Origin of the sequence: Burkholderia sp. KBS0801 (genome assembly GCF_005937855.2) — a bacterium.
GTDB classification, from domain to species: Bacteria; Pseudomonadota; Gammaproteobacteria; order Burkholderiales; family Burkholderiaceae; genus Burkholderia; species Burkholderia ambifaria.
The window spans coordinates 99,141-123,389 of record NZ_CP042177.1; the positions used below are offsets into that span (position 1 = coordinate 99,141).

At 64.3% G+C, this 24,249-nt stretch carries 21 protein-coding genes; 20 read left to right on the forward strand and 1 reads right to left on the reverse strand.

All coding sequences use genetic code 11. The features are described 5' to 3' along the window. Window positions 1-224: 224 nt before the first annotated feature. The 19 genes from FFI87_RS00480 to FFI87_RS00570 all read left to right on the forward strand — a co-directional run bounded on the left by FFI87_RS00480 (window position 225) and on the right by FFI87_RS00570 (window position 21,320). Complete coding sequence (locus tag FFI87_RS00480; RefSeq protein ID WP_012362757.1) at window positions 225-1,382, forward strand: ABC transporter substrate-binding protein; 1,158 nt, start codon at window positions 225-227, stop codon at window positions 1,380-1,382. 201 nt (window positions 1,383-1,583) lie between these two features. Beyond that, window positions 1,584-2,639 carry a branched-chain amino acid ABC transporter permease gene (locus tag FFI87_RS00485; RefSeq protein ID WP_105830751.1) on the forward strand — a complete coding sequence of 352 codons (1,056 nt, stop codon included), beginning with the start codon at window positions 1,584-1,586 and terminating at the stop codon, window positions 2,637-2,639. Between the two features lie 4 nt (window positions 2,640-2,643). After that, on the forward strand, window positions 2,644-4,428 hold the full coding sequence (locus FFI87_RS00490) for an ABC transporter permease subunit (RefSeq protein WP_138846903.1): 1,785 nt from the start codon (window positions 2,644-2,646) through the stop codon (window positions 4,426-4,428). Beyond that, the gene (locus tag FFI87_RS00495) at window positions 4,428-5,186 is read left to right on the forward strand and encodes an ABC transporter ATP-binding protein (protein WP_138846902.1); all 759 of its coding nucleotides are present in this window, start codon (window positions 4,428-4,430) and stop codon (window positions 5,184-5,186) included. The genes FFI87_RS00490 and FFI87_RS00495 overlap by 1 nt, the downstream gene beginning before the upstream one ends. 486 nt (window positions 5,187-5,672) lie before the next feature. Beyond that, on the forward strand, window positions 5,673-7,643 hold the full coding sequence (mnmG, locus tag FFI87_RS00500; RefSeq protein ID WP_138846901.1) for a tRNA uridine-5-carboxymethylaminomethyl(34) synthesis enzyme MnmG: 1,971 nt from the start codon (window positions 5,673-5,675) through the stop codon (window positions 7,641-7,643). Further along, entirely contained in the window at window positions 7,640-8,326 is a 687-nt protein-coding gene (gene rsmG, locus FFI87_RS00505) for a 16S rRNA (guanine(527)-N(7))-methyltransferase RsmG (RefSeq protein WP_012362762.1), read from the forward strand. Before mnmG ends, rsmG begins: the two co-directional genes overlap by 4 nt. Before the next feature lie 51 nt (window positions 8,327-8,377). Further along, complete coding sequence (locus FFI87_RS00510; protein ID WP_012362763.1) at window positions 8,378-9,157, forward strand: ParA family protein; 780 nt, start codon at window positions 8,378-8,380, stop codon at window positions 9,155-9,157. A 31-nt stretch (window positions 9,158-9,188) separates the two neighbouring features. Further along, window positions 9,189-10,082, forward strand: a complete 894-nt coding sequence (locus FFI87_RS00515; RefSeq protein WP_006751763.1) for a ParB/RepB/Spo0J family partition protein — start codon at window positions 9,189-9,191, stop codon at window positions 10,080-10,082. 13 nt (window positions 10,083-10,095) lie between these two features. After that, complete coding sequence (locus tag FFI87_RS00520; protein WP_186381718.1) at window positions 10,096-11,226, forward strand: SLC13 family permease; 1,131 nt, start codon at window positions 10,096-10,098, stop codon at window positions 11,224-11,226. Between the two features lie 570 nt (window positions 11,227-11,796). Then, complete coding sequence (locus FFI87_RS00525; RefSeq protein WP_138846899.1) at window positions 11,797-12,324, forward strand: ATP synthase subunit I; 528 nt, start codon at window positions 11,797-11,799, stop codon at window positions 12,322-12,324. A gap of 110 nt (window positions 12,325-12,434) precedes the next feature. Next, on the forward strand, window positions 12,435-13,283 hold the full coding sequence (gene atpB / locus FFI87_RS00530) for a F0F1 ATP synthase subunit A (RefSeq protein ID WP_011655618.1): 849 nt from the start codon (window positions 12,435-12,437) through the stop codon (window positions 13,281-13,283). 75 nt (window positions 13,284-13,358) lie between these two features. Continuing rightward, complete coding sequence (gene atpE, locus FFI87_RS00535) at window positions 13,359-13,628, forward strand: F0F1 ATP synthase subunit C (protein ID WP_006482730.1); 270 nt, start codon at window positions 13,359-13,361, stop codon at window positions 13,626-13,628. A 128-nt stretch (window positions 13,629-13,756) separates the two neighbouring features. Continuing rightward, window positions 13,757-14,227 (forward strand): F0F1 ATP synthase subunit B, encoded by a 471-nt coding sequence (locus tag FFI87_RS00540; protein WP_006751767.1) that lies wholly within the window; start codon window positions 13,757-13,759, stop codon window positions 14,225-14,227. A 2-nt stretch (window positions 14,228-14,229) separates the two neighbouring features. Then, window positions 14,230-14,769 (forward strand): F0F1 ATP synthase subunit delta, encoded by a 540-nt coding sequence (locus tag FFI87_RS00545; protein ID WP_006756468.1) that lies wholly within the window; start codon window positions 14,230-14,232, stop codon window positions 14,767-14,769. 44 nt (window positions 14,770-14,813) lie between these two features. Next, window positions 14,814-16,355 carry a F0F1 ATP synthase subunit alpha gene (gene atpA / locus FFI87_RS00550; protein ID WP_011655619.1) on the forward strand — a complete coding sequence of 514 codons (1,542 nt, stop codon included), beginning with the start codon at window positions 14,814-14,816 and terminating at the stop codon, window positions 16,353-16,355. Window positions 16,356-16,424: 69 nt separating this feature from the next. Continuing rightward, complete coding sequence (gene atpG, locus FFI87_RS00555; protein WP_006751770.1) at window positions 16,425-17,300, forward strand: F0F1 ATP synthase subunit gamma; 876 nt, start codon at window positions 16,425-16,427, stop codon at window positions 17,298-17,300. Between the two features lie 66 nt (window positions 17,301-17,366). After that, window positions 17,367-18,761 carry a F0F1 ATP synthase subunit beta gene (atpD, locus tag FFI87_RS00560; protein WP_012362765.1) on the forward strand — a complete coding sequence of 465 codons (1,395 nt, stop codon included), beginning with the start codon at window positions 17,367-17,369 and terminating at the stop codon, window positions 18,759-18,761. A gap of 152 nt (window positions 18,762-18,913) precedes the next feature. Continuing rightward, window positions 18,914-19,339 carry a F0F1 ATP synthase subunit epsilon gene (locus tag FFI87_RS00565; RefSeq protein WP_006477288.1) on the forward strand — a complete coding sequence of 142 codons (426 nt, stop codon included), beginning with the start codon at window positions 18,914-18,916 and terminating at the stop codon, window positions 19,337-19,339. Window positions 19,340-19,592: 253 nt separating this feature from the next. Beyond that, window positions 19,593-21,320: an AMP-binding protein gene (locus FFI87_RS00570; protein ID WP_138846898.1), complete on the forward strand. Its 1,728-nt coding sequence runs from the start codon at window positions 19,593-19,595 to the stop codon at window positions 21,318-21,320. 701 nt (window positions 21,321-22,021) lie between these two features. Here the strand turns inward: FFI87_RS00570 and FFI87_RS00580 are convergent. After that, on the reverse strand, window positions 22,022-22,834 hold the full coding sequence (locus tag FFI87_RS00580) for a transporter substrate-binding domain-containing protein (protein ID WP_138846897.1): 813 nt from the start codon (window positions 22,832-22,834) through the stop codon (window positions 22,022-22,024). 149 nt (window positions 22,835-22,983) lie between these two features. On the opposite strand from FFI87_RS00580, the gene hemE reads away from it, so the two are divergent. Then, a complete protein-coding gene (hemE, locus tag FFI87_RS00585) occupies window positions 22,984-24,078 on the forward strand; it encodes a uroporphyrinogen decarboxylase (RefSeq protein WP_279607256.1) in 1,095 nt (364 codons plus the stop codon). Window positions 24,079-24,249 lie beyond the last annotated feature (171 nt).

Genomic DNA, 24,249 nt, shown 5'->3' on the forward strand with positions numbered 1-24,249 from the left:
CAAAGCCGCCTTTCCGCGCTTGCTTCATCCTGACGACATTGCTGCCGCGCATCGTGACGGTCGAACGACCGCTTCGGAATGCGCGGCGGCGCACGCGCGCGTTTCACGGGAAAACGAGCGTAGGCGCGGCATGGCGAGATAGTTAAATTATTAACTTGTTTTGAGGACCGGGAGTCGCCCGAGCGACCCGTGGATTTTTCGAGCAGCGTTTGGAGACGACATAAATGAAGATGAATCGATGGATGGAGGTTTTGCTTGCCGCGGGCCTCGTGTGTGCGGCGGCCACGGCGTCGGCACAGGTGAAGATCGGCGTGACGCTGTCGGCCACCGGGCCGGCCGCATCGCTCGGGATTCCGGAAAAGAACACGATCGCGCTGCTGCCGAAGGAAATCGCGGGCAAGAGCGTCCAGTACATCGTGCTCGACGATGCGTCCGACACGAGCCGCGCGGTGCAGAACGTGCGCAAGCTGATCGACGAGGATCACGTCGACGCGATCATCGGTTCGTCCGTCACGCCGAATTCGCTCGCGATGCTCGACCCGGTGTCGCAGGGCAAGACGCCGACGATCTCGCTCGCGGCGAGCGCGCAGATCATCGCGCCAATGGACACGAAGCGCGCGTGGATGTTCAAGGTGCCGCAAAACGACCAGCTGATGGCCGACGCGATCGCCGGCTACATGGCGAAGCACGGCGTGAAGACGATCGGCTTCATCGGCTTCGCCGACGCGTACGGCGACAGCTGGTACAACACATTCAACGCGGCCGCGACGAAGAACGGGTTGAAGGTCGTGTCGAACGAGCGCTACAACCGCACCGATGCGTCGGTGATGGGGCAGGTGCTGAAGCTGCTGGGCTCGAATCCCGACGCGGTGCTGATCGCCGGTTCCGGCACGCCGGCCGCGCTGCCCGCCAAGACGCTCAAGGAGCGCGGCTACAAGGGCAAGGTGTACCAGACGCACGGCGTCGCGAACAACGACTTCCTGCGCGTGTGCGGCAAGGATTGCGAAGGCGAGATCCTGCCGGCCGGGCCGGTGCTCGTGACCGACCAGCTGCCCGATTCGAATCCGGTGAAGAAGCCGGCGCTCGGCTACAAGGCTGCGTACGAGAAGGCGTACGGCGCGGGCTCGCTGTCGACCTTCGGCGGGCATGCGTGGGATGCGGGGCTGCTGCTGCAGCGTGCGATTCCCGACGCGCTGAAGAAGGGCCAGCCGGGCACCGAGGCGTTCCGCGAGGCGCTGCGCGCGTCGCTCGAGAGCGTGAAGGACCTGCCCGTGTCGCACGGCGTGATCAACATGACGTCGACCGACCACAACGGCTTCGACACGCGTGCGCGCGTGATGGTGCAGATCGTCGACGGCAAGTGGAAGCTGCAGGCCGAGTAAGCATCACGTGAAACCGGCGGGCGCGGCGCGAACGGCGCCGTGCGCGCCGTCGGCAGCATGGCGGGCCTGGCGGCCTGTGCTCGTGCCGCATGGAATGTCCGGGAAGCCGCCGCACGACGCCTGACCTTCCGGTCTTGCCGTCCGCGTGCGCGGGCCGCTCCCGTCGCCGTTTCTCCGCAGCATTCTCGATACACGAAACGTATGGATTTCTCGATTGCGGCGATCCTCGCGCAAGACGGCATCACGACCGGCGCCATTTATGCATTGCTGTCGCTGGCGCTCGTGCTGGTGTTTTCCGTCACGCGGGTGATCTTCATTCCCCAGGGCGAATTCGTCGCCTACGGCGCGCTCACGCTTGCGGCGTTGCAGGCGCAGAAATTTCCCGCGACCTGCTGGCTGTTGTTCGTGATGGGCATCGCGTGCTTCATGCTGGAAGTCGGCGGCCTGGTCCGCCATCGCGAACGCCGCCACCAACTCGGCCGCACGCTCGCGACGCTGGCGAGCCGCTACGTGCTGCTGCCGCTTGCGGTGTTCGCGCTCACGCGCAGCTTTGCAGCGCAGCCGTTGCCGATGCTCGCGCAGATCGCGCTGACGCTTGCGATCGTCGTGCCAATGGGGCCGTTCGTCTACCGACTCGTCTATCAACCGATCGCCGAAGGCACGACGCTGCTGCTGCTGATCGTGTCGGTCGCCGTCCATTTCGCAATGGTCGGCCTCGGGCTCGTGATGTTCGGCGCGGAAGGTTCGCGCACCAACGGATTCGCGGATGCATCGCTGTCGGTCGGCAGCATGACGGTGTCGGTGCAGAGCATTCTCGTGGTCGTGACCGCGCTGGTGCTGATCGGTGCGCTCTACGTGTACTTCGGCCGCACGATCGCCGGCAAGGCGCTGCGCGCGACGTCGGTGAACCGGCTCGGCGCGCGGCTCGTCGGCATCGGCACGACCGAAGCGGGGCGGCTGGCGTTCACGCTGGCGGCGGGGCTCGGCGTGCTGTCCGGCATCCTCGTCGGCCCGCTGACGACCATCTATTACGACTCCGGCTTCCTGATCGGCCTGAAGGGCTTCGTCGGCGCGATCATCGGCGGGCTGGTCAGTTATCCGCTCGCGGCCGCGGGCTCGCTGCTCGTCGGTGTGCTCGAATCGTATTCGTCGTTCTGGGCGAGCGCGTACAAGGAAGTGATCGTGTTCACGCTGATCATCCCGGTGCTGCTGTGGCGCAGTTTCGCGACGCCGCATGCGGAAGAGGAAGAGGAGTGACGCGATGAAGACGATGGTACGCAACAAGACCTTCTGGGTGTTTCTCGTGGTGCTGTTCGCGCTGCCGGTGCTGCCCGGCGCGCTGCAGGTGCCCGAATACTGGATCACGCTGCTGAACTACATCGGCCTCTACGCGATCGTCGCGATCGGGCTCGTGCTGCTGACGGGTGTCGGCGGGATGACGAGTTTCGGGCAGGCCGCGTTCGTCGGCATCGGCGCGTATGCGACGGCGTTTCTGACGACGCGATACGGCGTGTCGCCGTGGCTCGCGCTGATCGTCGGCGTCGTGCTGACGGCGCTCGTCGCGCTCGTGCTCGGTGCGGTCACGATGCGGCTGTCCGGGCACTTCCTGCCGCTCGGCACGATCGCGTGGGGCCTCGCGCTGTTCTATCTGTTCGGCAACCTCGAACTGCTCGGCAAGTACGACGGGATCAACGGGATTCCGGCGCTGAACCTGTTCGGCATCGAGCTCGGTAGCGGCCGCAGCCTGTACTTCTTGATCTGGGCCGTCGTGCTGGCGGCGATCGTGTCGGTGCAGAACCTGCTCAACAGCCGCCCCGGCCGAGCGATCCGCGCGTTGCGCGGCGGCGGTGTGATGGCGGAGGCGATGGGCGTGGACACCGCATGGATGCGCGTCGTGATCTTCGTCTACGCGGCCGTGCTCGCCGCGGTATCGGGCTTCCTGTACGCGCACCTGCAGCGCGCGGTGAACCCGACCCCGTTCGGGCTGAACCACGGGATCGAATTCCTGTTCATGGCCGTGGTCGGCGGCGTGTCGCACGTATGGGGCGCGGTGCTCGGTGCGGCGATCCTCACCGTGCTGCAGGACTACCTGCAGACGCTGCTGCCGAAGCTGCTCGGCTCGGAAGGCAACTTCGAGATCATCGTGTTCGGCGTGCTGATGGTGCTGCTGCTGCAGTACGCGCGCCAGGGCGTGTGGCCGTTCGTCGCGAAGCTGTTTCCGCGCGGGCCGCGCGCCCATGTGCCCGACCAGGCCGATCCACTGCCGCAGCGTGCGAAACCGGTGGCCGGCGAGCCGCTGCTCGTCGTCGACAACGCGCGCAAGCAGTTCGGCGGGCTGGTGGCCGTCAACGACGTCAGTTTCGACGTGAAGGCGGGGCAGATCATCGGCCTGATCGGCCCGAACGGCGCGGGCAAGTCGACCACGTTCAACCTCGTGACCGGCGTGCTGCAGCCGACCGGCGGCACGATCACGTTCCGCGGCGAGCGGATCGACGGGCTCACATCGCGTCAGATCGTCCGGCGCGGGATCGGCCGTACGTTCCAGCACGTGAAGCTGCTGCCGACGATGACGGTGCTCGAGAACGTCGCGATCGGCGCGCATTTGCGCGGCCGTACGGGCGTGTGGCGCAGCATCGCGCGGCTCAACGCGCACGAGGAGGCGCAACTGCTGGCCGAAGCAGCACGCCAGATCCGCCGTGTCGGGCTCGAAAAGCACATGTACGACGAAGCGGCCAGCCTCGCGCTCGGACAGCAGCGGATTCTCGAAATCGCCCGCGCGCTGTGCTGCGACCCGACGCTGCTGCTGCTCGACGAGCCGGCCGCCGGGCTGCGCTACCAGGAGAAGCAGCAACTCGCCGATCTGTTGCGGCGCCTGAAGGCCGAAGGGATGAGCGTGTTGCTCGTGGAACATGACATGGATTTCGTGATGAATCTCACCGACCGGCTGGTGGTGATGGAATTCGGCACGCGGATCGCGGAAGGGCTGCCGCAGGACGTGCAGCAGGATCCGGCGGTGCTCGAAGCGTATCTGGGCGGGGTGGAGTGATGACGGCGGACACGACGATGCCGATTCTCGAGGTGCGCGGACTGGCGGTCCGATACGGGAAAGTCGAGGCGCTGCACGGTGCGGCGATCAAGGTGGGCGCCGGGCAGATCGTCAGCGTGATCGGCCCGAACGGTGCCGGCAAGTCGACGATGCTGAACGCGATCATGGGTGCGTTGCCCGTGACCGGGCATGCGTCGGGCGCGGTCATGTATCGCGGCCACGACGTGGGCGCGCTGCCGGTCGAGCAGCGCGTCGCGCGCGGGATGTGCCTCGTGCCGGAAAAGCGCGAGCTGTTCAGCACGATGACGGTCGAGGACAACCTCGTGCTGGGCGCGTATCGCCGCAAGCTCGCGGGCGAGTCGAACTTTCTCGACCAGCTCGATCATGTGTTTGCGCTGTTTCCGCGGCTCAAGGAGCGGCGCAAGCAGGCGGCCGGTACGCTGTCGGGCGGCGAGCGGCAGATGCTTGCGGTGGGCCGCGCGCTGATGGGCAAACCCGACCTGCTGATGCTCGATGAGCCGAGCCTCGGGTTGGCGCCGCTGATCGTGAAGGAAATTTTTCATATCATCAGCGCGTTGCGCGGCACGGGTGTGGCGACGCTGCTGATCGAGCAGAACGCGCGGGCGGCACTGCAGATCTCGGACTACGGTTATGTACTGGAGACGGGGGAGCTAGCGCTGGAAGGGCCGGCGGCCGAGCTGGCACAAAATCCGCGCGTGATCGAAACTTACCTGGGGTTGGCGAAGAAAACGGCTTGATGGTTAGGGCGGGTGGCGGGAAACGGGGCGGCGTGTTTCACGTGAAACACGCCGTTTTTGTTTTTCGGGGGCAGGGCGATGCGTCGTTGGGGATAAGTGTCGGAGCAACCAGCCGAAGCGCTGTGTCGGGGGCGGGGGCTATCGCGCCGGGTTGCACAGGGTAACGAGCGTTGTGTGTGCGACAGCCTGCTATTCCCCTGAGACGAATGGAACAGGGGATAAGTATCGGGCGATCGATCGGAAATGCTGTGACCCAGGAGGGATGTCGACACCGGTTTTGCACAGCTTGGCGATGTGCGTCGAGGCTGCGGCCCACGTCGCCGTAGCAGGGTGGGACCGCACAGCTCGGCCGATCGGCCAAAAAAAACGCCGAAATGAACGGGCCCTACCATTCGGATGGCCTTCGGGTGAAAAGCGAACCCGCTATAATTCGCCCCATACATTTCTCAGATAGGTTCGTGCACAGTCCTGTGCGCGGAATCCACCATGCTTTTTCCCACAGAATTTGACGTCATCGTTGTCGGTGGCGGGCACGCCGGCACGGAAGCCGCGTTGGCATCGGCCCGTATGGGTGCGAAGACGCTGCTGCTGACCCATAACATCGAAACGCTCGGGCAGATGAGCTGCAATCCGTCGATCGGCGGCATTGGCAAGGGCCATCTGGTCAAGGAAGTCGACGCGCTCGGCGGTGCGATGGCTGCCGCGACGGACGAAAGCGGTATTCAGTTCCGGATCCTCAATTCGTCGAAGGGCCCGGCCGTGCGCGCGACGCGCGCCCAGGCCGACCGCATCCTGTACAAGGCCGCGATCCGCCATCGGCTCGAGAATCAGCCGAACCTGTGGCTGTTCCAGCAGGCCGTCGACGACCTGATGGTCGAAGGCGACCGCGTGGTCGGCGCCGTCACGCAGATCGGCATCCGCTTCCGCGCGCGTGCGGTGGTGCTGACTGCGGGGACGTTCCTCGACGGCAAGATCCACGTCGGTCTGAACAACTATACGGGCGGTCGCGCGGGCGATCCGGCGGCCGTGTCGTTGTCCGCGCGCCTGAAGGAGCTGAAGCTGCCGCAGGGCCGCCTGAAGACCGGTACGCCGCCGCGTATCGACGGCCGCTCGATCGACTTTTCGAAGCTGGACGAGCAGCCGGGCGACCTCGATCCGATTCCCGTGTTCTCGTTCCTGGGCCGGGCGGAGCAGCATCCGCAGCAGCTGCCGTGCTGGGTCACGCATACCAACGAGCGCACGCACGACATCATCCGCGGCGGCCTCGACCGTTCGCCTATGTATACAGGCGTGATCGAAGGCGTCGGCCCGCGTTACTGCCCGTCGATCGAGGACAAGATTCACCGGTTCGCGTCGAAGGAATCGCACCAGATCTTCCTGGAGCCGGAAGGGCTGACGACCAACGAGTTCTACCCGAACGGGATTTCGACGAGCCTGCCGTTCGACGTGCAGCTCGAGCTCGTGCACTCGATGCGCGGCCTCGAGAACGCGCACATCCTGCGCCCCGGCTACGCGATCGAGTACGACTACTTCGACCCGCGTGCGCTGAAGGCGTCGCTCGAAACGAAGGCGATCAACGGGCTGTTCTTTGCGGGCCAGATCAACGGCACGACCGGCTACGAAGAAGCGGCCGCACAAGGTCTGCTGGCTGGCCTGAACGCCGGGCGCTATGTACAGGAGAAGGACGCATGGTGCCCGCGTCGCGACCAGGCCTACCTTGGCGTGCTGGTCGACGACCTCGTCACGCGCGGCGTGGCCGAGCCGTACCGGATGTTCACGAGCCGTGCGGAGTACCGCCTGAGCCTACGCGAAGACAACGCGGACATGCGTCTGACCGAGATCGGCCGCGAACTGGGGCTCGTCGACGACGCGCGCTGGGACGCATTCAGCCGAAAGCGCGACGCTGTTTCACGTGAAACCGAACGCCTGAAGTCGACGTGGGTCACGCCGAAAACGCTGCCGCCGGAGGAGGCGACGGCTTTGCTCGGCAAGGCGATCGATCACGAGTACAGCCTCGCGGAGCTGCTGCGCCGCCCGGGCATCAGCTACGACGGCGTGTGCAGCCTGAAGGGTGGCGAATGCGCGCCGGCCGAACCGCTGGCCGACGATCCGGTGCTGCTCGAGCAGATCAAGGAGCAGGTCGAGATTGGCATCAAATATCAGGGCTATATCGAGCGACAAGCGAGCGAGATCGAGCGCAACGATGCGAACGAGAACACGCGCCTGCCGGACGGTATCGACTACCGCGAGGTTCGCGGCCTGTCGTTCGAAGTGAGCCAGAAGCTCAACGAGTTCCGGCCGGAAACGATCGGCCAGGCCTCGCGGATCTCGGGCGTCACGCCGGCTGCGATCTCGTTGCTGATGGTGCACCTGAAACGCCGTGGCCTTGGCCGTCGTAACGGCGCCGCCGCAGAGGCGACGGAGCAGGGGGACGGCACCGTCCCGACGCAACAATGACGGCGCGTCGCGCGCCGGCGGTTAATCGGGACGTACTTGAACAGATGCTCGTCGACGGCACGGCCGCGCTCGACATCGCATTGACGGATGCACAACGCAACCAGCTGCTCGACTATGTCGCGCTGCTCGGGAAATGGAACGCGGTCTACAACCTGACCGCGATCCGCGACCCGAAGCAGATGCTGATCCAGCACATTCTCGATTCGCTCTCCATCGTTCCGCATCTGCGCGACCGTGCATCGGCGCGCGTGCTCGACGTGGGTTCGGGCGGCGGGCTGCCCGGCATTGTGCTGGCGATCGTCCAGCCGGACTGGCAGGTGACGTTGAACGATATCGTGCAGAAAAAGTCTGCATTCCAGACGCAAATGCGCGCGGAGCTGAAGCTCGCGAACCTGTCGGTCGTCACCGGGCGGGTCGAATTGCTGCAGCCCGGTGTCGAAGTGCCGGAAAAATTCGACATGATCGTGTCCCGCGCCTTCGCGGATCTATCCGACTTCGTTAAACTTGCTCGTCATCTCGTCGCGCCCGGCGGCTCGATCTGGGCAATGAAGGGTGTTCACCCGGACGACGAAATTGCACGACTGCCGGAAGGCAGCCGTGTAAAGCAGACGATGCGGCTTGCAGTACCGATGCTCGATGCCGAACGGCACCTGATCGAGGTGGTCGTCGACGAGGCGAATTGAAGGCGCGCGGTAGCGCGCCGTTTGTTTGAAGGTAAAGGGAACACACCAACGATGGCAAAGATCTTCTGCGTTGCGAACCAGAAGGGGGGCGTCGGCAAGACGACGACATCGGTCAATCTCGCCGCAAGCCTTGCAGCGCAGGAGCAACGAGTCCTGCTGATCGATCTCGACCCGCAGGGCAACGCGACGATGGGCAGCGGGATCGACAAGGCCGCCTGCGAGTCGACCGTGTACGAAGTGCTGATCGACGGCGTATCGGTGATGGACGCGCGCGTGCGTCCGGAGGGCGTCACGTACGACGTGCTGCCGGCCAACCGCGAGCTGTCCGGTGCCGAGATCGAGCTGATCGGCATCGACAACCGCGAGCGTCGGCTGAAGGCTGCGCTCGAGCGCGTGGCCGACGACTACGACTTCGTGCTGATCGATTGCCCGCCGACGCTGTCGCTGCTGACGCTGAACGGACTGTGCGCGGCACATGGCGTCGTGATCCCGATGCAGTGCGAGTACTTCGCGCTGGAAGGGCTGTCGGATCTCGTCAACACGATCAAGCAGGTTCACGCGAACATGAACCGCGACCTGAAGATCATCGGCTTGCTGCGCGTGATGTTCGATCCGCGCATCACGCTGCAGCAGCAAGTCTCCGATCAACTGAAAGCGCACTTCGGCGACAAGGTGTTCGACGCGGTGATCCCGCGCAACGTGCGCCTGGCGGAAGCGCCGAGTTACGGGTTGCCGGGCGTCGTGTTCGACCGCAACTCGCGCGGTGCGCAGGCGTATATCCAATTCGGTGCCGAGATGATCGACCGCGTGCGCGCGTTCGAGGTGTCGTGATCCGGACATGAGCGAAGCGAGGAAGAAAGACATGAACGCGGTACCAAAGAAGAAGGGCTTGGGACGTGGCCTCGAAGCGCTGCTCGGCGGCAGTGCGGACATCACCGAAGCGGTGAAGATCGAAGGGGCGCCGAACACGCTCGCGCTCGGCAAGCTGCAGGCCGGCAAGTACCAGCCGCGGACCCGGATGGACGAAGGCAGCCTGCAGGAACTGGCGGCCAGCATTCGCGCGCAAGGCGTGATGCAGCCGATCCTGGTGCGGCCCATTTCGTCTGACAAATACGAGATCATCGCCGGCGAGCGACGTTTCCGCGCGGCACGCCTGGCCGGTCTCGACGAAGTGCCGGTGCTCGTGAAGGACGTATCCGATCAGGCTGCCGCTGCGATGGCGCTGATCGAGAACATCCAGCGCGAGGACCTTAACCCGCTGGAAGAGGCGCACGGTATCCAGCGCCTGCTCGACGAGTTCGGTTTCACGCACGAACAGGCGGCCGAATCGGTCGGCCGTTCGCGCAGCGCGGTGTCGAACCTGCTGCGCCTGCTGAATCTCGCCGCGCCGGTGCAGACGATGTTGCTGGCCGGCGATCTTGACATGGGCCACGCGCGTGCGCTGCTCGCGGTCGACGCGGCGACGCAGATCACGCTCGCGCATCAGGTCGTCAACAAGCGCATGTCGGTGCGCGAGACCGAGAAGCTGGTCGCGCACACGACGAAGGAAGCGCCGACGGTGAAGGCGCGCGCGAAGGATGACGGCGGCCGCGACACGCGCCGTCTCGAAGAGGAGTTGTCCGACCTGCTCGCATCGACGGTGAAGATCAAGCTCGGCCGCCGCGGGCGAGGGCAGGTGATGATCGATTTCGGCAACCTCGATGCGCTCGAGGGCATTCTCGTGCGCCTGCGCGGCAACGTCGCGACCGAAGAGTAACGAGGCGCGATTGATAGAGAACACGGGCGCGGCGGCGCCACGCCGTTGGCTTGCCTGGCTGTTGAAGGAGCCGGTGCTGTCGGTACTGGCGCTTGCACTGATCATTCTGCAATGGTTGCATCCGCAACCAATCGCCGCGCTGGCCGGGCGCGTGGACTGGCAGACCGTCGCGACGCTCGCGGGCCTGCTGATGCTGACCAAGGCGCTCGAGTTGTCCGGATGCCTGATGTGGCTCGCGCATCGCATCGTGCATCACGTGCATTCCGAGCGCGGGCTCGCGATGCTGCTCGTCGTGTTCGCGGCGGCACTCGCGATGTGGCTCACCAACGACGTCGCGCTGTTCGTCGTCGTGCCGTTGATGGTGTCGCTGCGCGCGCTGACGCCGCTGCCGTTCCGGCGGCTCGTGATCGTGGTCGCGCTGGCCGTCAACGCGGGGTCCGTCGCGACGCCGCTCGGCAATCCCCAGAACCTTTTCCTGTGGCAATTGAGCGGCATGTCGTTCGGCCGCTTCGTCGTCACGCTCGGTCCGCTCGCGCTGGCGCTGATGGCGCTGCTGCTCGTGCTGACGGCGTGCGCGTTTCGCGCGAAACCGCTCGACCTGTCGGGCGACGTCGAGCCCGTTCCCGTGCAGCGCATGCACGCGCTGCTCGCGGCGGTGCTGTTCGGTGCGTTCGTGCTGCTGGCCGACGCGCATCATCCGGTGCCGGCGCTGTTCGCCGTCGTGATCGCGCTGCTGGTGGCAAAACGCGACGCAGTCCTGAAGATCGACTGGCTGCTGCTGCTGATCTTCGTGCTGATGTTCGTCGTGCTGCGCAGCGCGGCCGCGCTGCCCGTCGTGCACGACGCGATCGCGCGGACCCATCTCGATTCGCCGCTGCGTGTGTTCGGGGCAGGTGTGGTGCTGTCACAGGGAATCAGCAACGTGCCGGCGGCCATCCTGCTGTCGGAATTCACGCACGACTGGCGTGCGCTCGCGTTCGGCGTATCGGTCGGCGGCTTCGGTTTCGCGATCAGTTCGCTCGCGAACCTGATCGCGGTGCGTCTCGCGAAGGAGCCGCGCATGTGGCTGCCGTTTCACCTGGTGTCGATTCCGTTCGCGATCGCGAGCGCGGCACTGGGGGCGTGGTTGCTCGTTCACGGTTGAGGGGTGCGGCCGCCTGCGGTGCAGGCGTGCTGCAAGCGTGACGGGGAGGGCGCACGGCGTTCCCGGCTGTTGTGAGGCGGGCTGTTGATAAGTGCGGCGATTCACAGTCGATATTCTGTGGCGGCACAACAACTGATTGCGAGCATCGGCCCGCTCGCGGCCGAGCGCATTTCGCGCGTCGCGCCCAACGCATGGTCGCGCTATTTCCGTCGTTCCGCATCGTTGCGCCGGGCCGTTTTCCGCGGTCGCGTCACAGCAGCATTCCTGCTGCGATCGCGTCGCGTCGATGACGCCCGTGCCAGGCATCGATGTCGCGTCATTTCCCGGTCGCCGCACTTTTTCGGGCAAGAAATACCGGTGCGGGAAAGCGACCTTACAACTGTCATCGTACGTCGTCGATTCGCGCGTTTTTCACATGATGAGGCGTCGTTTTGCACAGGTTTTTGTCGCGTCTAAAGCCTTGAATCACTTGCAACTATCGCTTACAATCGCCCGGATTTGTTAGCTAGGCACCCCTGAAAGCTTTCGGAAAGTCTGGGGCCGGGTTCAAGGATTTTGCGGAAAATTGCGATGGCGGGTCAGGCGCCGAACGACAGGCACGATGATCACCGAGCGCAACGCACCGCTTCAGCGGCCGGCGAACGGCGCGAGTCCGAGGCCGACGACTGGGATGCCGAGCAGCAAGATAACAACATCGTTCCGCTCACGCGGACGGAAGCCGAGAGGCTGTTCGGTCCGAACGTGAGCAAGCCATCGCGCGTGACCCCCTCCAAGGTGGTGGCCGCGCAGGTGGTCTTGTCCCTGGTTGCAACGCTGGCGTGGTGGCTGTTTTCAAAGTCGCCGGGCGCCGCTGCGCAGTCCGCGTTTCTGGGCGGGGCGATCGGCTGGGTGCCAAGCGCGTTGTTCGTGGCACGACTGAAGGCAGGTGGCTCGGCCACCGTCATGAGCTGGGTGATGGGCGAAGCCCTGAAGCTCGGCCTGACGATCGGGATGTTTGCAGCAGTGGCGTTCGGCTGGGCCGGCGTGCACTGGGTGCCGTTCCTGGTCACGTACCTCGTCGTGCTGAAGACGTACTGGATCGCGCTGGCCTGGCGGTAAGAAACAAGCAGCGTGCGGTTTCGACAACGAACCGCACCGGCCCGTTCCCGCAATAGCGTATTGCGGAACGGGGCAAAACGATTTTCGACAATTTGGGTGGCATTAACGATATGGCAGCTAGCGAAGGCACGCGTCCGGATCCGTCCGAGTACATTGCGCACCACTTGCAGAATTTCTCCACCTCGCATCAGACGTCGATTTTCGATATCCACGTCTGGAATCTCGATACGCTGTTCTGGTCGATCGTGTGCGGCATCGTGACGATCCTCGTGCTGCGTCTGGCCGCCCGCAAGGCGACGTCGGGCGTGCCGGGCCGTTTCCAGTGCGCGATCGAGATGCTCGTCGAAATGGTCGAAGACCAGTCGAAGGCCATCGTCCACGGCAATCGTACGTTCATCGCGCCGCTCGCCCTCACGGTGTTCGTGTGGGTCACGCTGATGAACTCCCTCGACTTCCTCCCGGTCGACCTGCCGGGCCGCGTGATCGGCCTGCTCGGTCTGTCGGACGTGATTTCCCACCATCGCATCGTCCCGACGGCCGACCTGAACGGCACGCTCGGCATCGCGCTCGGCGTGTTCGTCCTGATGATCTACTACAGCATCAAGATCAAGGGCGCGGGCGGCTTCGTGCATGAGCTGCTGTCGGCCCCGTTCGGCGGCCACCCGCTGCTGTGGATCCCCAACCTCGCGCTCAACATCGTCGAATACGTCGCAAAGACCGTTTCGCTCGGCATGCGGCTGTTCGGCAACATGTACGCGGGTGAGCTGTTGTTCCTGTTGATCGCCCTGCTCGGCAGCATGTGGAGCTTCGGTGGCGACGCAACGTTCCTCGGCTTCATTGGTCACGTGATCGCGGGCAGCGTCTGGGCAATCTTCCACATCCTGATTGTTCTGTTGCAGGCATTCATTTTCATGATGCTGACGCTGGTGTATCTCGGCCAGGCGCACGACAAGCACTAAGCGCGGCGTGCAACAAAGAGTCTTCGTTTTAGTTTTTTAAATCTCAGTTCCAAGTCTTTTCACAAAGGAGTGATCATGCAAGCTTACATCGCCAACATCCAGGGTCTGACCGCCATCGGTATCGGCATCATCATCGGCCTGGGTGCAATCGGCGCCTGTATCGGTATCGCGCTGATGGGTGGCAAGTACATCGAAGCGTGCGCACGTCAGCCGGAACTCATCAACCCGCTGCAAACGAAGATGTTCCTGCTGGCCGGCCTGATCGACGCTGCATTCCTGATCGGTGTTGGTGTCGCAATGCTGTTCGCGTTCGCGAACCCGCTCCTGTCGAAGCTCGCAGGCTAAGGTTCCTCGGAAATATGCGCCCGGCGCAAGCCGGCGCAGGGCGGAACGGAGACTTGGGGCGCTGATCGAATGCAACTCGATGAGCGCCTTACCGTTTCATTTTTCCGGATAGCAGATAAGGAAACACCGTGAATCTCAACGCAACTCTGTTTGCGCAAATGGTCGTGTTCCTGGTCCTCGCGTGGTTCACGATGAAATTCGTGTGGCCGCCGTTGATCAACGCCCTCGACGAACGTTCGAAGAAGATCGCCGACGGCCTCGCCGCCGCGGAGAAGGGCAAGGCGGAACTCGACGCAGCGCACAAGCGCGTGGACCAGGAACTCGCGCAGGCCCGCAACGACGGCCAGCAGCGCATCGCCGACGCTGAAAAGCGTGCCCAGGCGGTCGCCGAGGAAATCAAGGCCAACGCCCAGGCTGAAGCCGCCCGCATCGTCGCCCAGGCGAAGGCGGAAGCAGAACAGCAAATCGTGAAGGCGCGCGAAGCGCTGCGTGGCGAAGTCGCCTCGCTGGCCGTGAAGGGCGCCGAGCAGATCCTGAAGCGCGAAGTCGATCAAACGGCCCACGCCCAACTGCTGAATCAACTGAAAGCCGAGCTCTGATCATGGCCGAACTTGCAACCATCGCCCGCCCTTACGCAGAAGCGCTGTTCCGCGTGGCCGAGGGAGGTGACATCGCCGCCTGGTCCACGCTCGTGCAAGAGCTGGCCCAGGTTGCGCGTCTGCCGGAAGTGCTGTCGGTCGCGTCGAGCCCGAAGGTGACGCGCACGCAAGTGGTCGAGCTGCTGCTTGCTGCGGTGAAGTCGCCGGTCGCGGCCGGCGCGGAAGCGAAGAACTTCGTGCAGATGCTGGTCGACAATCATCGTATCGCGCTGCTGCCGGAAATCGCCGAGCAGTTCGAGGCGCTCAAGAACGAACGTGAAGGTGCAGCCGACGCCGAGATCGTGAGCGCGTTCCCGCTGAACGGCGCGGATCTCGAAAGTCTCGTCTCTGGCCTCGAACGCAAGTTCAAGCGCAAGCTGAAGCCGACGGTCGAAGTCGATTCGTCGCTGATCGGCGGCGTGCGCGTGACGGTCGGCGACGAAGTGCTCGACACCTCGGTTCGCGCGCGCCTCGCATCGATGCAGGCTGCCTTGACCGCCTGAGCGCCACGCCGGCACGCAACAGAATTGACTATCAGGAGCGAATAATGCAACTCAATCCCTCTGAGATCAGCGAGCTGATCAAGAGCCGGATCCAGGGCCTTGAAGCGAGCGCAGACGTTCGCAACCAGGGCACCGTGATCTCCGTGACCGACGGTATCGTGCGCATCCACGGCCTGTCGGACGTGATGCAGGGCGAAATGCTCGAGTTTCCGGGCAACACGTTCGGCCTCGCGCTGAACCTCGAGCGCGACTCGGTCGGCGCTGTGATTCTCGGCGAATACGAACACATCTCGGAAGGCGACGTCGTCAAGACGACGGGCCGCATTCTCGAAGTCCCGGTGGGTCCGGAACTCGTCGGCCGCGTGGTCGACGCGCTCGGCAACCCGATCGACGGCAAGGGCCCGGTCAACGCGAAGCTGACCGACGCGATCGAAAAGATCGCTCCGGGCGTGATCTGGCGTAAGTCGGTGTCGCAGCCGGTGCAGACGGGCATCAAGTCGATCGACGCGATGGTGCCGATCGGCCGTGGCCAGCGTGAGCTGATCATCGGCGACCGTCAGTGCGGCAAGACCGCGGTGGCGATCGACGCGATCATCAACCAGAAGGGCAAGGACCTGGTCTGTATCTACGTCGCGATCGGCCAGAAGGCTTCGTCGATCATGAACGTGGTGCGCAAGCTCGAAGAAACGGGCGCGATGGAATACACGATCGTCGTCGCCGCTTCGGCCTCGGATTCGGCCGCGATGCAGTACCTCGCACCGTACGCCGGCTGCACGATGGGCGAATACTTCCGCGACCGCGGTCAAGACGCGCTGATCATCTATGACGACTTGACCAAGCAAGCGTGGGCATACCGTCAGATCTCGCTGCTGCTGCGCCGCCCGCCGGGCCGTGAAGCCTACCCGGGTGACGTGTTCTATCTGCACTCGCGTCTGCTCGAGCGTGCTGCTCGCGTGTCGGAAGAGTACGTCGAGAAGTTCACGAACGGCGAAGTGAAGGGCAAGAGCGGCTCGCTGACGGCACTGCCGGTCATCGAAACGCAGGCTGGCGACGTGACCGCGTTCGTTCCGACGAACGTGATCTCGATCACCGACGGCCAGATCTTCCTGGAAACCGACCTGTTCAACGCAGGCATCCGCCCGGCAATCAACGCCGGCGTGTCGGTGTCGCGCGTCGGCGGCGCCGCTCAGACGAAGGTCGTGAAGAAGCTGTCGGGCGGTATCCGTACCGACCTCGCGCAGTACCGTGAACTGGCGGCATTCGCGCAGTTCGCATCGGACCTCGACGAAGCGACCCGCAAGCAGCTCGAGCGCGGCCGCCGCGTGACGGAACTGCTGAAGCAGCCGCAGTACCAGCCGCTGCAGGTGTGGGAACTGGCCGTGTCGCTGTACGCCGCGAACAACGGCTACCTCGACGATCTCGACGTGAAGCAAGTGCTGCCGTTCGAGAAGGGCCTGCGCGACAACCTGAAGACCAGCCACGCTGACCTCATCAAGCGCATCGAAGACACCAAGGATCTCTCGAAGGACGACGAAGGCGCGCTGCGCGCGGCGATCGAGTCCTTCAAGAAGTCGGGTGCCTATTGATCCGCGAGTGACACACTGAGGCCGCGCGGGTGCTGATGTGCCCGCGCCGCTTCGGTCAAGGAGCAAGCTATGGCTGGAATGAAGGAAATTCGCGGCAAGATCAAGAGCGTGCAAAACACGCGCAAGATCACGAAGGCGATGGAGATGGTGGCCGCATCGAAGATGCGCCGCGCGCAGGAACGCATGCGCGCCGCTCGTCCGTACGCGGACAAGGTCCGAGCCATCGCCGCGCACATGAGCCGTGCGAACCCGGAGTACCGCCACCCGTTCATGGTGGCGAACGACGGCGCGACGACGGCCGGCATCATCCTTGTCACGACGGACAAGGGTCTGTGCGGTGGTCTGAACACCAACGTGCTGCGTGCGACGGTGCAGAAGTTCAAGGAGCTGGAAGAGAAGGGCCAGAAGGTCGAAGCCACCGCGATCGGTAGCAAGGGCCTCGGGTTCCTGAACCGCTTCGGCGCGAAGGTGATGTCGCAGGTCGTGCACCTCGGCGACACCCCGCATCTGGACAAGCTGATCGGCGCCGTGAAGACGCAGCTCGACCTGTACTCGGAAGGCAAGCTGTCGGCGGTTTATATCGCTTACACGCGCTTCGTCAACACGATGAAGCAGGAAGCCGTGATCGAGCAGTTGCTGCCGCTGTCGTCGGAGCACTTCGAGGCCGATGACGGTACGCCGGCCACGTCGTGGGATTACATCTACGAGCCGGACGCGCAGGCAGTCGTCGACGAACTGCTCGTGCGTTACGTCGAGGCGCTGGTTTACCAGGCTGTCGCGGAGAACATGGCGTCCGAGCAATCGGCGCGGATGGTCGCGATGAAGGCCGCGTCCGACAACGCGAAGACGGTGATCAGCGAACTGCAGCTCGTATACAACAAGAGCCGCCAGGCCGCGATTACGAAAGAACTGTCGGAGATCGTCGGCGGCGCAGCCGCTGTTTAAGCGCGCGCCCGGGACGACAACTGCGCCTTTGCGCGAGTAAAGAATCAGGTATTTAAAGGAAAAGCGATGAGTACTGCTGCTTTGGTAGAAGGCAAGATCGTACAGTGCATCGGCGCCGTTATCGACGTGGAATTCCCGCGCGAGAGCATGCCGAAGATCTACGACGCGCTCATTCTCGATGGCTCGGAACTGACGCTCGAAGTCCAGCAGCAGCTGGGTGACGGCGTGGTCCGTACCATTTGTCTGGGTGCATCCGACGGCCTGCGCCGCGGCCTGACCGTGAAGAACACGGCAAAACCGATTTCGGTGCCGGTCGGCAAGCCGACCCTCGGCCGTATCATGGACGTGCTCGGCCGTCCGATCGACGAAGCCGGCCCGATCGAAAGCGAACATACGCGTTCGATCCACCAGAAGGCTCCGGCGTTCGACGAACTGTCGCCGTCGACCGAACTGCTCGAAACGGGTATCAAGGTCATCGACCTGATCTGCCCGTTCGCGAAGGGCGGCAAGGTTGGCCTGTTCGGCGGTGCTGGCGTGGGCAAGACCGTCAACATGATGGAGCTCATCAACAACATCGCGAAGGAACACGGTGGTTACTCCGTGTTCGCGGGCGTGGGCGAGCGTACCCGTGAAGGGAACGACTTCTACCACGAAATGAAGGACTCGAACGTTCTCGACAAGGTCGCGCTGGTGTACGGCCAGATGAACGAGCCGCCGGGCAACCGTCTGCGCGTCGCGCTGACCGGCCTGACGATGGCCGAGCACTTCCGTGACGAAGGCCTCGACGTGCTGTTCTTCGTCGACAACATCTACCGTTTCACGCTGGCCGGTACCGAAGTGTCGGCACTGCTCGGCCGTATGCCGTCGGCAGTGGGCTATCAGCCGACGCTGGCTGAAGAAATGGGCAAGCTGCAGGAACGCATCACGTCGACCAAGAAGGGCTCGATTACGTCGGTTCAGGCCGTGTACGTCCCTGCGGATGACTTGACCGACCCGTCGCCGGCCACGACCTTCGGCCACCTGGACGCAACCGTCGTTCTGTCGCGTGACATCGCTTCGCTGGGTATCTACCCGGCGGTCGACCCGCTCGACTCCACGTCGCGCCAGATCGACCCGAACGTGATCGGTGAAGAGCACTACTCGATCACCCGTCGCGTTCAGCAGACGCTGCAGCGCTACAAGGAACTGCGCGACATCATCGCGATTCTGGGCATGGACGAACTGTCGCCGGAAGACAAGCTGTCGGTCGCACGTGCGCGTAAGATCCAGCGTTTCCTGTCGCAGCCGTTCCACGTCGCTGAAGTGTTCACGGGTTCGCCGGGCAAGTACGTGCCGCTGAAGGAAACGATCCGTGGCTTCAAGATGATCGTCGACGGCGAGTGCGACCACCTGCCGGAACAGGCGTTCTACATGGTCGGCACGATCGACGAAGCCTTCGAAAAGGCCAAGAAGATCTCGTAAGGGGCGGGCGTAACGCAGCGGGCGCCGTGCGTCCGCGATGGATACCATGATGGTATCTTTTCGCGGATCGGAGCCCACGCGACACGCTCAACCCGCCGTGCATGGGATCGGAGTCAGCGCTGAAGCGCTCACTCCGATCGACAGGAGTTCATATGGCAACCATCAAAGTAGACGTCGTCAGCGCGGAAGAGCAGATCTTCTCGGGCGAGGCGAAATTCGTCGCGCTGCCGGGCGAAACGGGTGAGCTGGGCATTCTGCCGGGCCACACGCCGCTGATCACGCGGATTCGTCCGGGTGCGGTGCGCATCGAAGTCGAGGGCGGCAACGACGAATTCGTGTTCGTCGCGGGCGGCATTCTCGAAGTGCAGCCGGGCGCCGTGACGGTGCTCGCCGACACCGCGATCCGCGGCAAGGACCTCGATGCGGCGAAAGCCGAGGAAGCGCGCAAGCGTGCCGAGGAAACGCTGCAGAACGCGAAGTCTGACCTCGACCTCGCAAAGGCGCAATCCGAGCTCGCGACCGCGATGGCGCAGCTCGAGGCGATCCAGCGCCTCGCGAAGATTCGTAGCCGGCACTAAGCCGCCGCGTATCCCGCGTAAGAAAGCAGCCTTCGGGCTGCTTTTTTTCGTCCGTCGTTTTCGTCTGTTTTTTTGCGGGCCGGATCGTATCGTCCGGTCGTGCTATTTCGTCCGTGCGCCGCGATTTGATGTCAGAGTATCGTCAGCGGCGCGCGGCATCATGCGTGCAGAGGCGGTCCGCCGCACTCGCGGCGGAGCAGGCGCGCGTGAGCCGCGTGCCGGGCCGATCAGACAAAAACGGACGGAGACATCGATGGCAGCAGACCTTGACGTGGGGGCGCTGATCGCGCCCGAAAACGGACTGTCGTACGTGCGCGGCGCGACCGACGTGCCGCTATCCGAAGCGACCATCAGCCGGTTCCTGCTCGACACGGCCGGCCGCTTTCCCGATCGTCCGGCCGTCGTGTTCCGCGAACAGCAGGTGCGCTGGACCTGGCGCGAGTTCGTGCACGAGGTCGACGTGCTCGCGGCCGGCCTGGCCGCGCTGGGGATCGTGAAAGGCGATTGCGTCGGCATCTGGTCGCCGAACCGCAGCGAATGGCTGCTCACGCAATTCGCGACCGCGCGCCTCGGCGCGGTCCTCGTCAACATCAATCCGGCCTACCGGCTCGCGGAACTCGAATATGCGCTGAACAAGGTCGGCTGCAAGGCCGTGATCGCGGCCGAGCGCTTCAAGACGTCGGCCTACGTCGAGATGCTGCAGACCATCGCGCCGGAGCTCGCGAGCGCGACGCCGGGCGACCTGCGGGCGGCGCGCGTGCCGAGCCTGCGCACGGTCGTGTCGATGGGAGAAGTCGCGCCGGCCGGCATGTTCCGCTTCGCGGACGTGATGGCGCGCGGCCGCGATACGCTCGACGTCGCGCGGCTCGATGCGATCGGCGCGACGCTCGCGGCCACCGATCCGATCAACATCCAGTTCACGAGCGGCACGACCGGCAGCCCGAAGGGCGCGACGCTCACGCACCGCAACGTCGTCAACAACGCGCGCTTCATCGCGATGGCGATGCGGTTCAGCGAGCAGGACGCGCTGTGCATTCCGGTGCCGTTGTATCACTGCTTCGGGATGGTGCTGGCCGTGCTCGCGTGCGTATCGAAGGGCGCGGCGATGGTGTTCCCCGGCGAGGCGTTCGATCCGGTCGCGACGCTCGCGGCCGTCGCCGACGAACGCTGCACCGCGCTGCACGGCGTGCCGACGATGTTCATCGCGGAACTCGATCATCCGGAATTCGCGAAATTCGACCTGTCGACGCTGCGCACCGGGATCATGGCCGGCTCGCCGTGCCCGATCGAGACGATGAAGCGCGTCGTGTCGCAGATGCATCTGTCGGAGATCACCATCGCGTACGGGATGACGGAGACGAGCCCCGTGTCGTTCCAGAGCTCGACCGACGATCCGCTCGAGAAGCGCACGACGACGGTCGGCCGCATTCAGCCGCATCTGGAAGTGAAGATCGTCGATCCGGAAGGGCGCATCGTGCCGGTCGGCGCGACGGGCGAGCTGTGCACGAAGGGCTATTCGGTGATGCTCGGCTACTGGGACGACGACGCGAAGACGCGCGAGGTGCTGGTCGACGGCTGGATGCATACGGGCGATCTCGCGACGCTCGATGCGGATGGCTACTGCAACATCGTGGGCCGGCTGAAGGACATGGTGATCCGCGGCGGCGAGAACGTGTATCCGCGCGAGATCGAGGAATTCCTGTTCAGGCATCCGAAGATTCAGAGCGCGCAGGTGTTCGGCGTGCCCGATGCGAAGTACGGAGAGGAGCTATGCGCGTGGATCGTGCTGCGTGCGGACGAGCAGATGTCGGAGGACGACGTGCGTGCGTTCTGCAATGGCCAGATCGCGCACTACAAGATTCCGCGCTACATCCGCTTCGTCGACGAGCTGCCGATGACGGTGACGGGCAAGGTGCAGAAGTTCGTGATGCGCGAACGGATGATCGAGGAACTGAAGCTCGACGTGCAGAAGACCGCTTGAAACGACGGGCGGCCCGGAGTCGGGAAAAGCGCGGCGGCCTGCGGGGCGCTGCGTTTTCGATGGACGAAAAAAAGCGGGCTTATTAGCCCGCTAAAAACCACACGCTACGGGGTTAGCGCGAGGAGACCAAAGATGAAACCGTGTCCGGCGGGGGCCGGAAACGACTCCAACAGGGATGCCCCTCGGAAGGGCTTCGGTACGTGACCGACTGGCTCGCAGCGCTTCGCGTCCGCTCACACTTGGCACACGAGACCGCATCCGTGTTGAAACCGTTGAGGCCCATTGTGGGCGAATTAATGACCCCTCGCGGTAACAAAGTGTTTCAGGTTGTAACGCCCGTCAGATAAGGCTTTCCGGGATTTTTTGCTGTTTTCGGGATCCTGAAAATGGTCATATTTACTTATCGTTTCCGCAGAGTTTTTATCGTGTGCGCGCAATGCGTTTTTCATGCGTATCGGCGTCGGCGAATTGCCGATTTACACGACCGAACGTGCATCGCATGGCAGCTACCGCGTATGACGATTCATTCGTCGGAAAGATTTTGAAACGTGATCGACCGCCGCGATAGTCGGCCATTCGGCCAGTTTCACGGTTTTGCGACCACCGCGTCCCGCGCCAATGTGTAACGGCGCTTCGCATTCGGTGTCAGGGACGCGGGGTCGGTGAGCGTTATCGGCCGCCCTCGTCGTGCGCGATCACGCTTATTTCAGCCACTTGTCGGAAATCGCCTGGTACTCGCCGCTCGACAGCGCAAGGTGCAGCCACTGGTCGACATACTGCTGGAACGCGACGTCGCCGCGCGGCACCATGTACGCCTTCTCGCCGAACTGGAACGGCTTGTCCGGATGCACCGAGCAGAGGCCCGGATTCAGCTTTTGCTGCAGCAGCGTCTCGGACGCGTCCGTCACCATCACGTCTGCCTTGCCCGCGAGGATCTGCTTGAAGATCGTCACGTTGTCGGGATAGACGGTGAGGTTCGCGTGCGTGAAGAACTGCTTCGCGAAGCGCTCGTTGGTGCCGCCGGGGTTCACGATCACGCGGGTCTCGGGCCGGTCGATCTGCGCGACGGTCTGGTACTTGTCGACATCCGCGCAGCGCGCGATCGCCGTCTTGCCGTCGACCACGTACGGTTGCGTGAAGAACACGCGCTTCTGGCGCTCGAGCGTCGTCGATATGCCGCCCACCGCGATATCGCATTTCGCGACGAAGTCGTTGGTGAGGTTCGACCAGCTCGTCTTCACGAAGTCGGCCTTCACGCCGAGCGATTTCGCGAGCGATTCGCCCATGTCGATGTCGATGCCCTCGAAGCGGCCGTCCGTCCGGTAGTACGAATACGGCTTGTAGTCGCCTGTCGTGCACACGCGCAGCGTGCCGCGGGCGAGCACGTCGTCGAGGCGCGAGCCGGCGTTGGCGCTGGGGGCGGGGGACGCGGCTGCGGCGGTCTGAGCGTGCGCGGCGGTGCAGCACAGCAGGGTGGCGGCGGCGAGCGCGGCCAGCGGGGCGAATGTCTTCATCGGTCTCCTCCTTCGTTCGGGTTGATATCAGCGTCCGATCATAACGGAGCCCTCGCGCGCGTCATATGGCCGCCATCGCATCGGCATACGCAGCGGCGGGGCCCCGCTCCGGTAAAATGCCGCTTTGCCTTCGCATCGTCGCTCCTACCGTGGCCCATAACCTGCTCAACGACACCTTCCTGCGTGCGCTTCTGCGCGAGCCGACCGACTACACGCCGATCTGGCTGATGCGCCAGGCCGGCCGCTACCTGCCCGAATACAACGCGACGCGCGCGCGCGCCGGCAGCTTCCTCGGCCTCGCGAAGAATCCCGACTACGCGACCGAAGTGACGCTGCAGCCGCTCGAGCGGTTCCCGCTCGACGCCGCGATCCTGTTCTCGGACATCCTGACGATTCCCGACGCGATGGGTCTCGGCCTCGACTTCCAGGTCGGCGAAGGGCCGAAGTTCGCGCATCCGGTGCGCACCGAGGCCGACGTCGCGAAGCTCGCGGTGCCGGACATCGAAGCGACGCTGGGCTACGTGACGGGCGCCGTGCGCGAGATCCGCCGTGCGCTGACCGACGGCCAGGGGCGCCAGCGCGTGCCGCTGATCGGCTTCTCGGGCAGCCCGTGGACGCTCGCGTGCTACATGGTCGAAGGCGGCGGGTCGGACGATTTCCGCACGGTGAAGTCGATGGCGTATTCGCGCCCCGACCTGATGCACCGGATCCTCGACGTGAACGCGCAGGCCGTGGCCGCGTACCTGAACGCGCAGATCGAAGCCGGCGCGCAGGCCGTGATGATCTTCGATACGTGGGGCGGCGCGCTGGCGGACGGCGCATACCAGCGCTTCTCGCTCGACTACATCCGCCGCGTGGTCGGCCAGCTCAAGCGCGAGCACGACGGCGAGCGCGTGCCGGTGATCACGTTCACGAAGGGCGGCGGGCTGTGGCTCGAGGAAATCGCGGCGACCGGCGTCGACGCGGTCGGGCTCGACTGGACGGTCAACCTCGGCGCCGCGCGCGAGCGCGTCGCGGGGCGCGTTGCGCTGCAGGGCAACCTCGACCCGACGATCCTCTTTGCACCGCCGGCCGCGGTGCGCGAGCAGGCGCGCGCGGTACTCGACAGCTACGGCAATCATCCGGGCCACGTATTCAACCTTGGCCACGGCATTTCGCAGTTCACGTCGCCGGATCACGTCGCCGAACTCGTCGACGAAGTGCACAGCCACAGCCGCAAGATCCTTAGCGGAGCGGCGGGCTGAGCGCAAGCGCCGTCATGCTGCACCGCGGCGTGACGGCGTTTCGCAGTCGGCACTAAACAGGGCGCAAGCCCGCACCGGTTGCCGATTCATCGCTTGTCAAGACTTGACTTATGCACATTTTCCACGTTGCAGCGCGGTAGAGCCCTGTATCGGTCGAATTGTCTCGCTATG

Bases quoted from the DNA above. Each gene is read 5' to 3' on its own strand.
- FFI87_RS00480 (WP_012362757.1), top strand. From the start codon at position 225: ATGAAGATGAATCGATGGATGGAGGTTTTGCTTGCCGCGGGCCTCGTG.
- FFI87_RS00485 (WP_105830751.1), top strand. From the start codon at position 1,584: ATGGATTTCTCGATTGCGGCGATCCTCGCGCAAGACGGCATCACGACC.
- FFI87_RS00490 (WP_138846903.1), top strand. From the start codon at position 2,644: ATGAAGACGATGGTACGCAACAAGACCTTCTGGGTGTTTCTCGTGGTG.
- FFI87_RS00495 (WP_138846902.1), top strand. From the start codon at position 4,428: ATGACGGCGGACACGACGATGCCGATTCTCGAGGTGCGCGGACTGGCG.
- mnmG (WP_138846901.1), top strand. From the start codon at position 5,673: ATGCTTTTTCCCACAGAATTTGACGTCATCGTTGTCGGTGGCGGGCAC.
- rsmG (WP_012362762.1), top strand. From the start codon at position 7,640: ATGACGGCGCGTCGCGCGCCGGCGGTTAATCGGGACGTACTTGAACAG.
- FFI87_RS00510 (WP_012362763.1), top strand. From the start codon at position 8,378: ATGGCAAAGATCTTCTGCGTTGCGAACCAGAAGGGGGGCGTCGGCAAG.
- FFI87_RS00515 (WP_006751763.1), top strand. From the start codon at position 9,189: ATGAACGCGGTACCAAAGAAGAAGGGCTTGGGACGTGGCCTCGAAGCG.
- FFI87_RS00525 (WP_138846899.1), top strand. From the start codon at position 11,797: ATGGCGGGTCAGGCGCCGAACGACAGGCACGATGATCACCGAGCGCAA.
- atpB (WP_011655618.1), top strand. From the start codon at position 12,435: ATGGCAGCTAGCGAAGGCACGCGTCCGGATCCGTCCGAGTACATTGCG.
- atpE (WP_006482730.1), top strand. From the start codon at position 13,359: ATGCAAGCTTACATCGCCAACATCCAGGGTCTGACCGCCATCGGTATC.
- FFI87_RS00545 (WP_006756468.1), top strand. From the start codon at position 14,230: ATGGCCGAACTTGCAACCATCGCCCGCCCTTACGCAGAAGCGCTGTTC.
- atpA (WP_011655619.1), top strand. From the start codon at position 14,814: ATGCAACTCAATCCCTCTGAGATCAGCGAGCTGATCAAGAGCCGGATC.
- atpG (WP_006751770.1), top strand. From the start codon at position 16,425: ATGGCTGGAATGAAGGAAATTCGCGGCAAGATCAAGAGCGTGCAAAAC.
- atpD (WP_012362765.1), top strand. From the start codon at position 17,367: ATGAGTACTGCTGCTTTGGTAGAAGGCAAGATCGTACAGTGCATCGGC.
- FFI87_RS00565 (WP_006477288.1), top strand. From the start codon at position 18,914: ATGGCAACCATCAAAGTAGACGTCGTCAGCGCGGAAGAGCAGATCTTC.
- FFI87_RS00570 (WP_138846898.1), top strand. From the start codon at position 19,593: ATGGCAGCAGACCTTGACGTGGGGGCGCTGATCGCGCCCGAAAACGGA.
- FFI87_RS00580 (WP_138846897.1), bottom strand. From the start codon at position 22,834: ATGAAGACATTCGCCCCGCTGGCCGCGCTCGCCGCCGCCACCCTGCTG.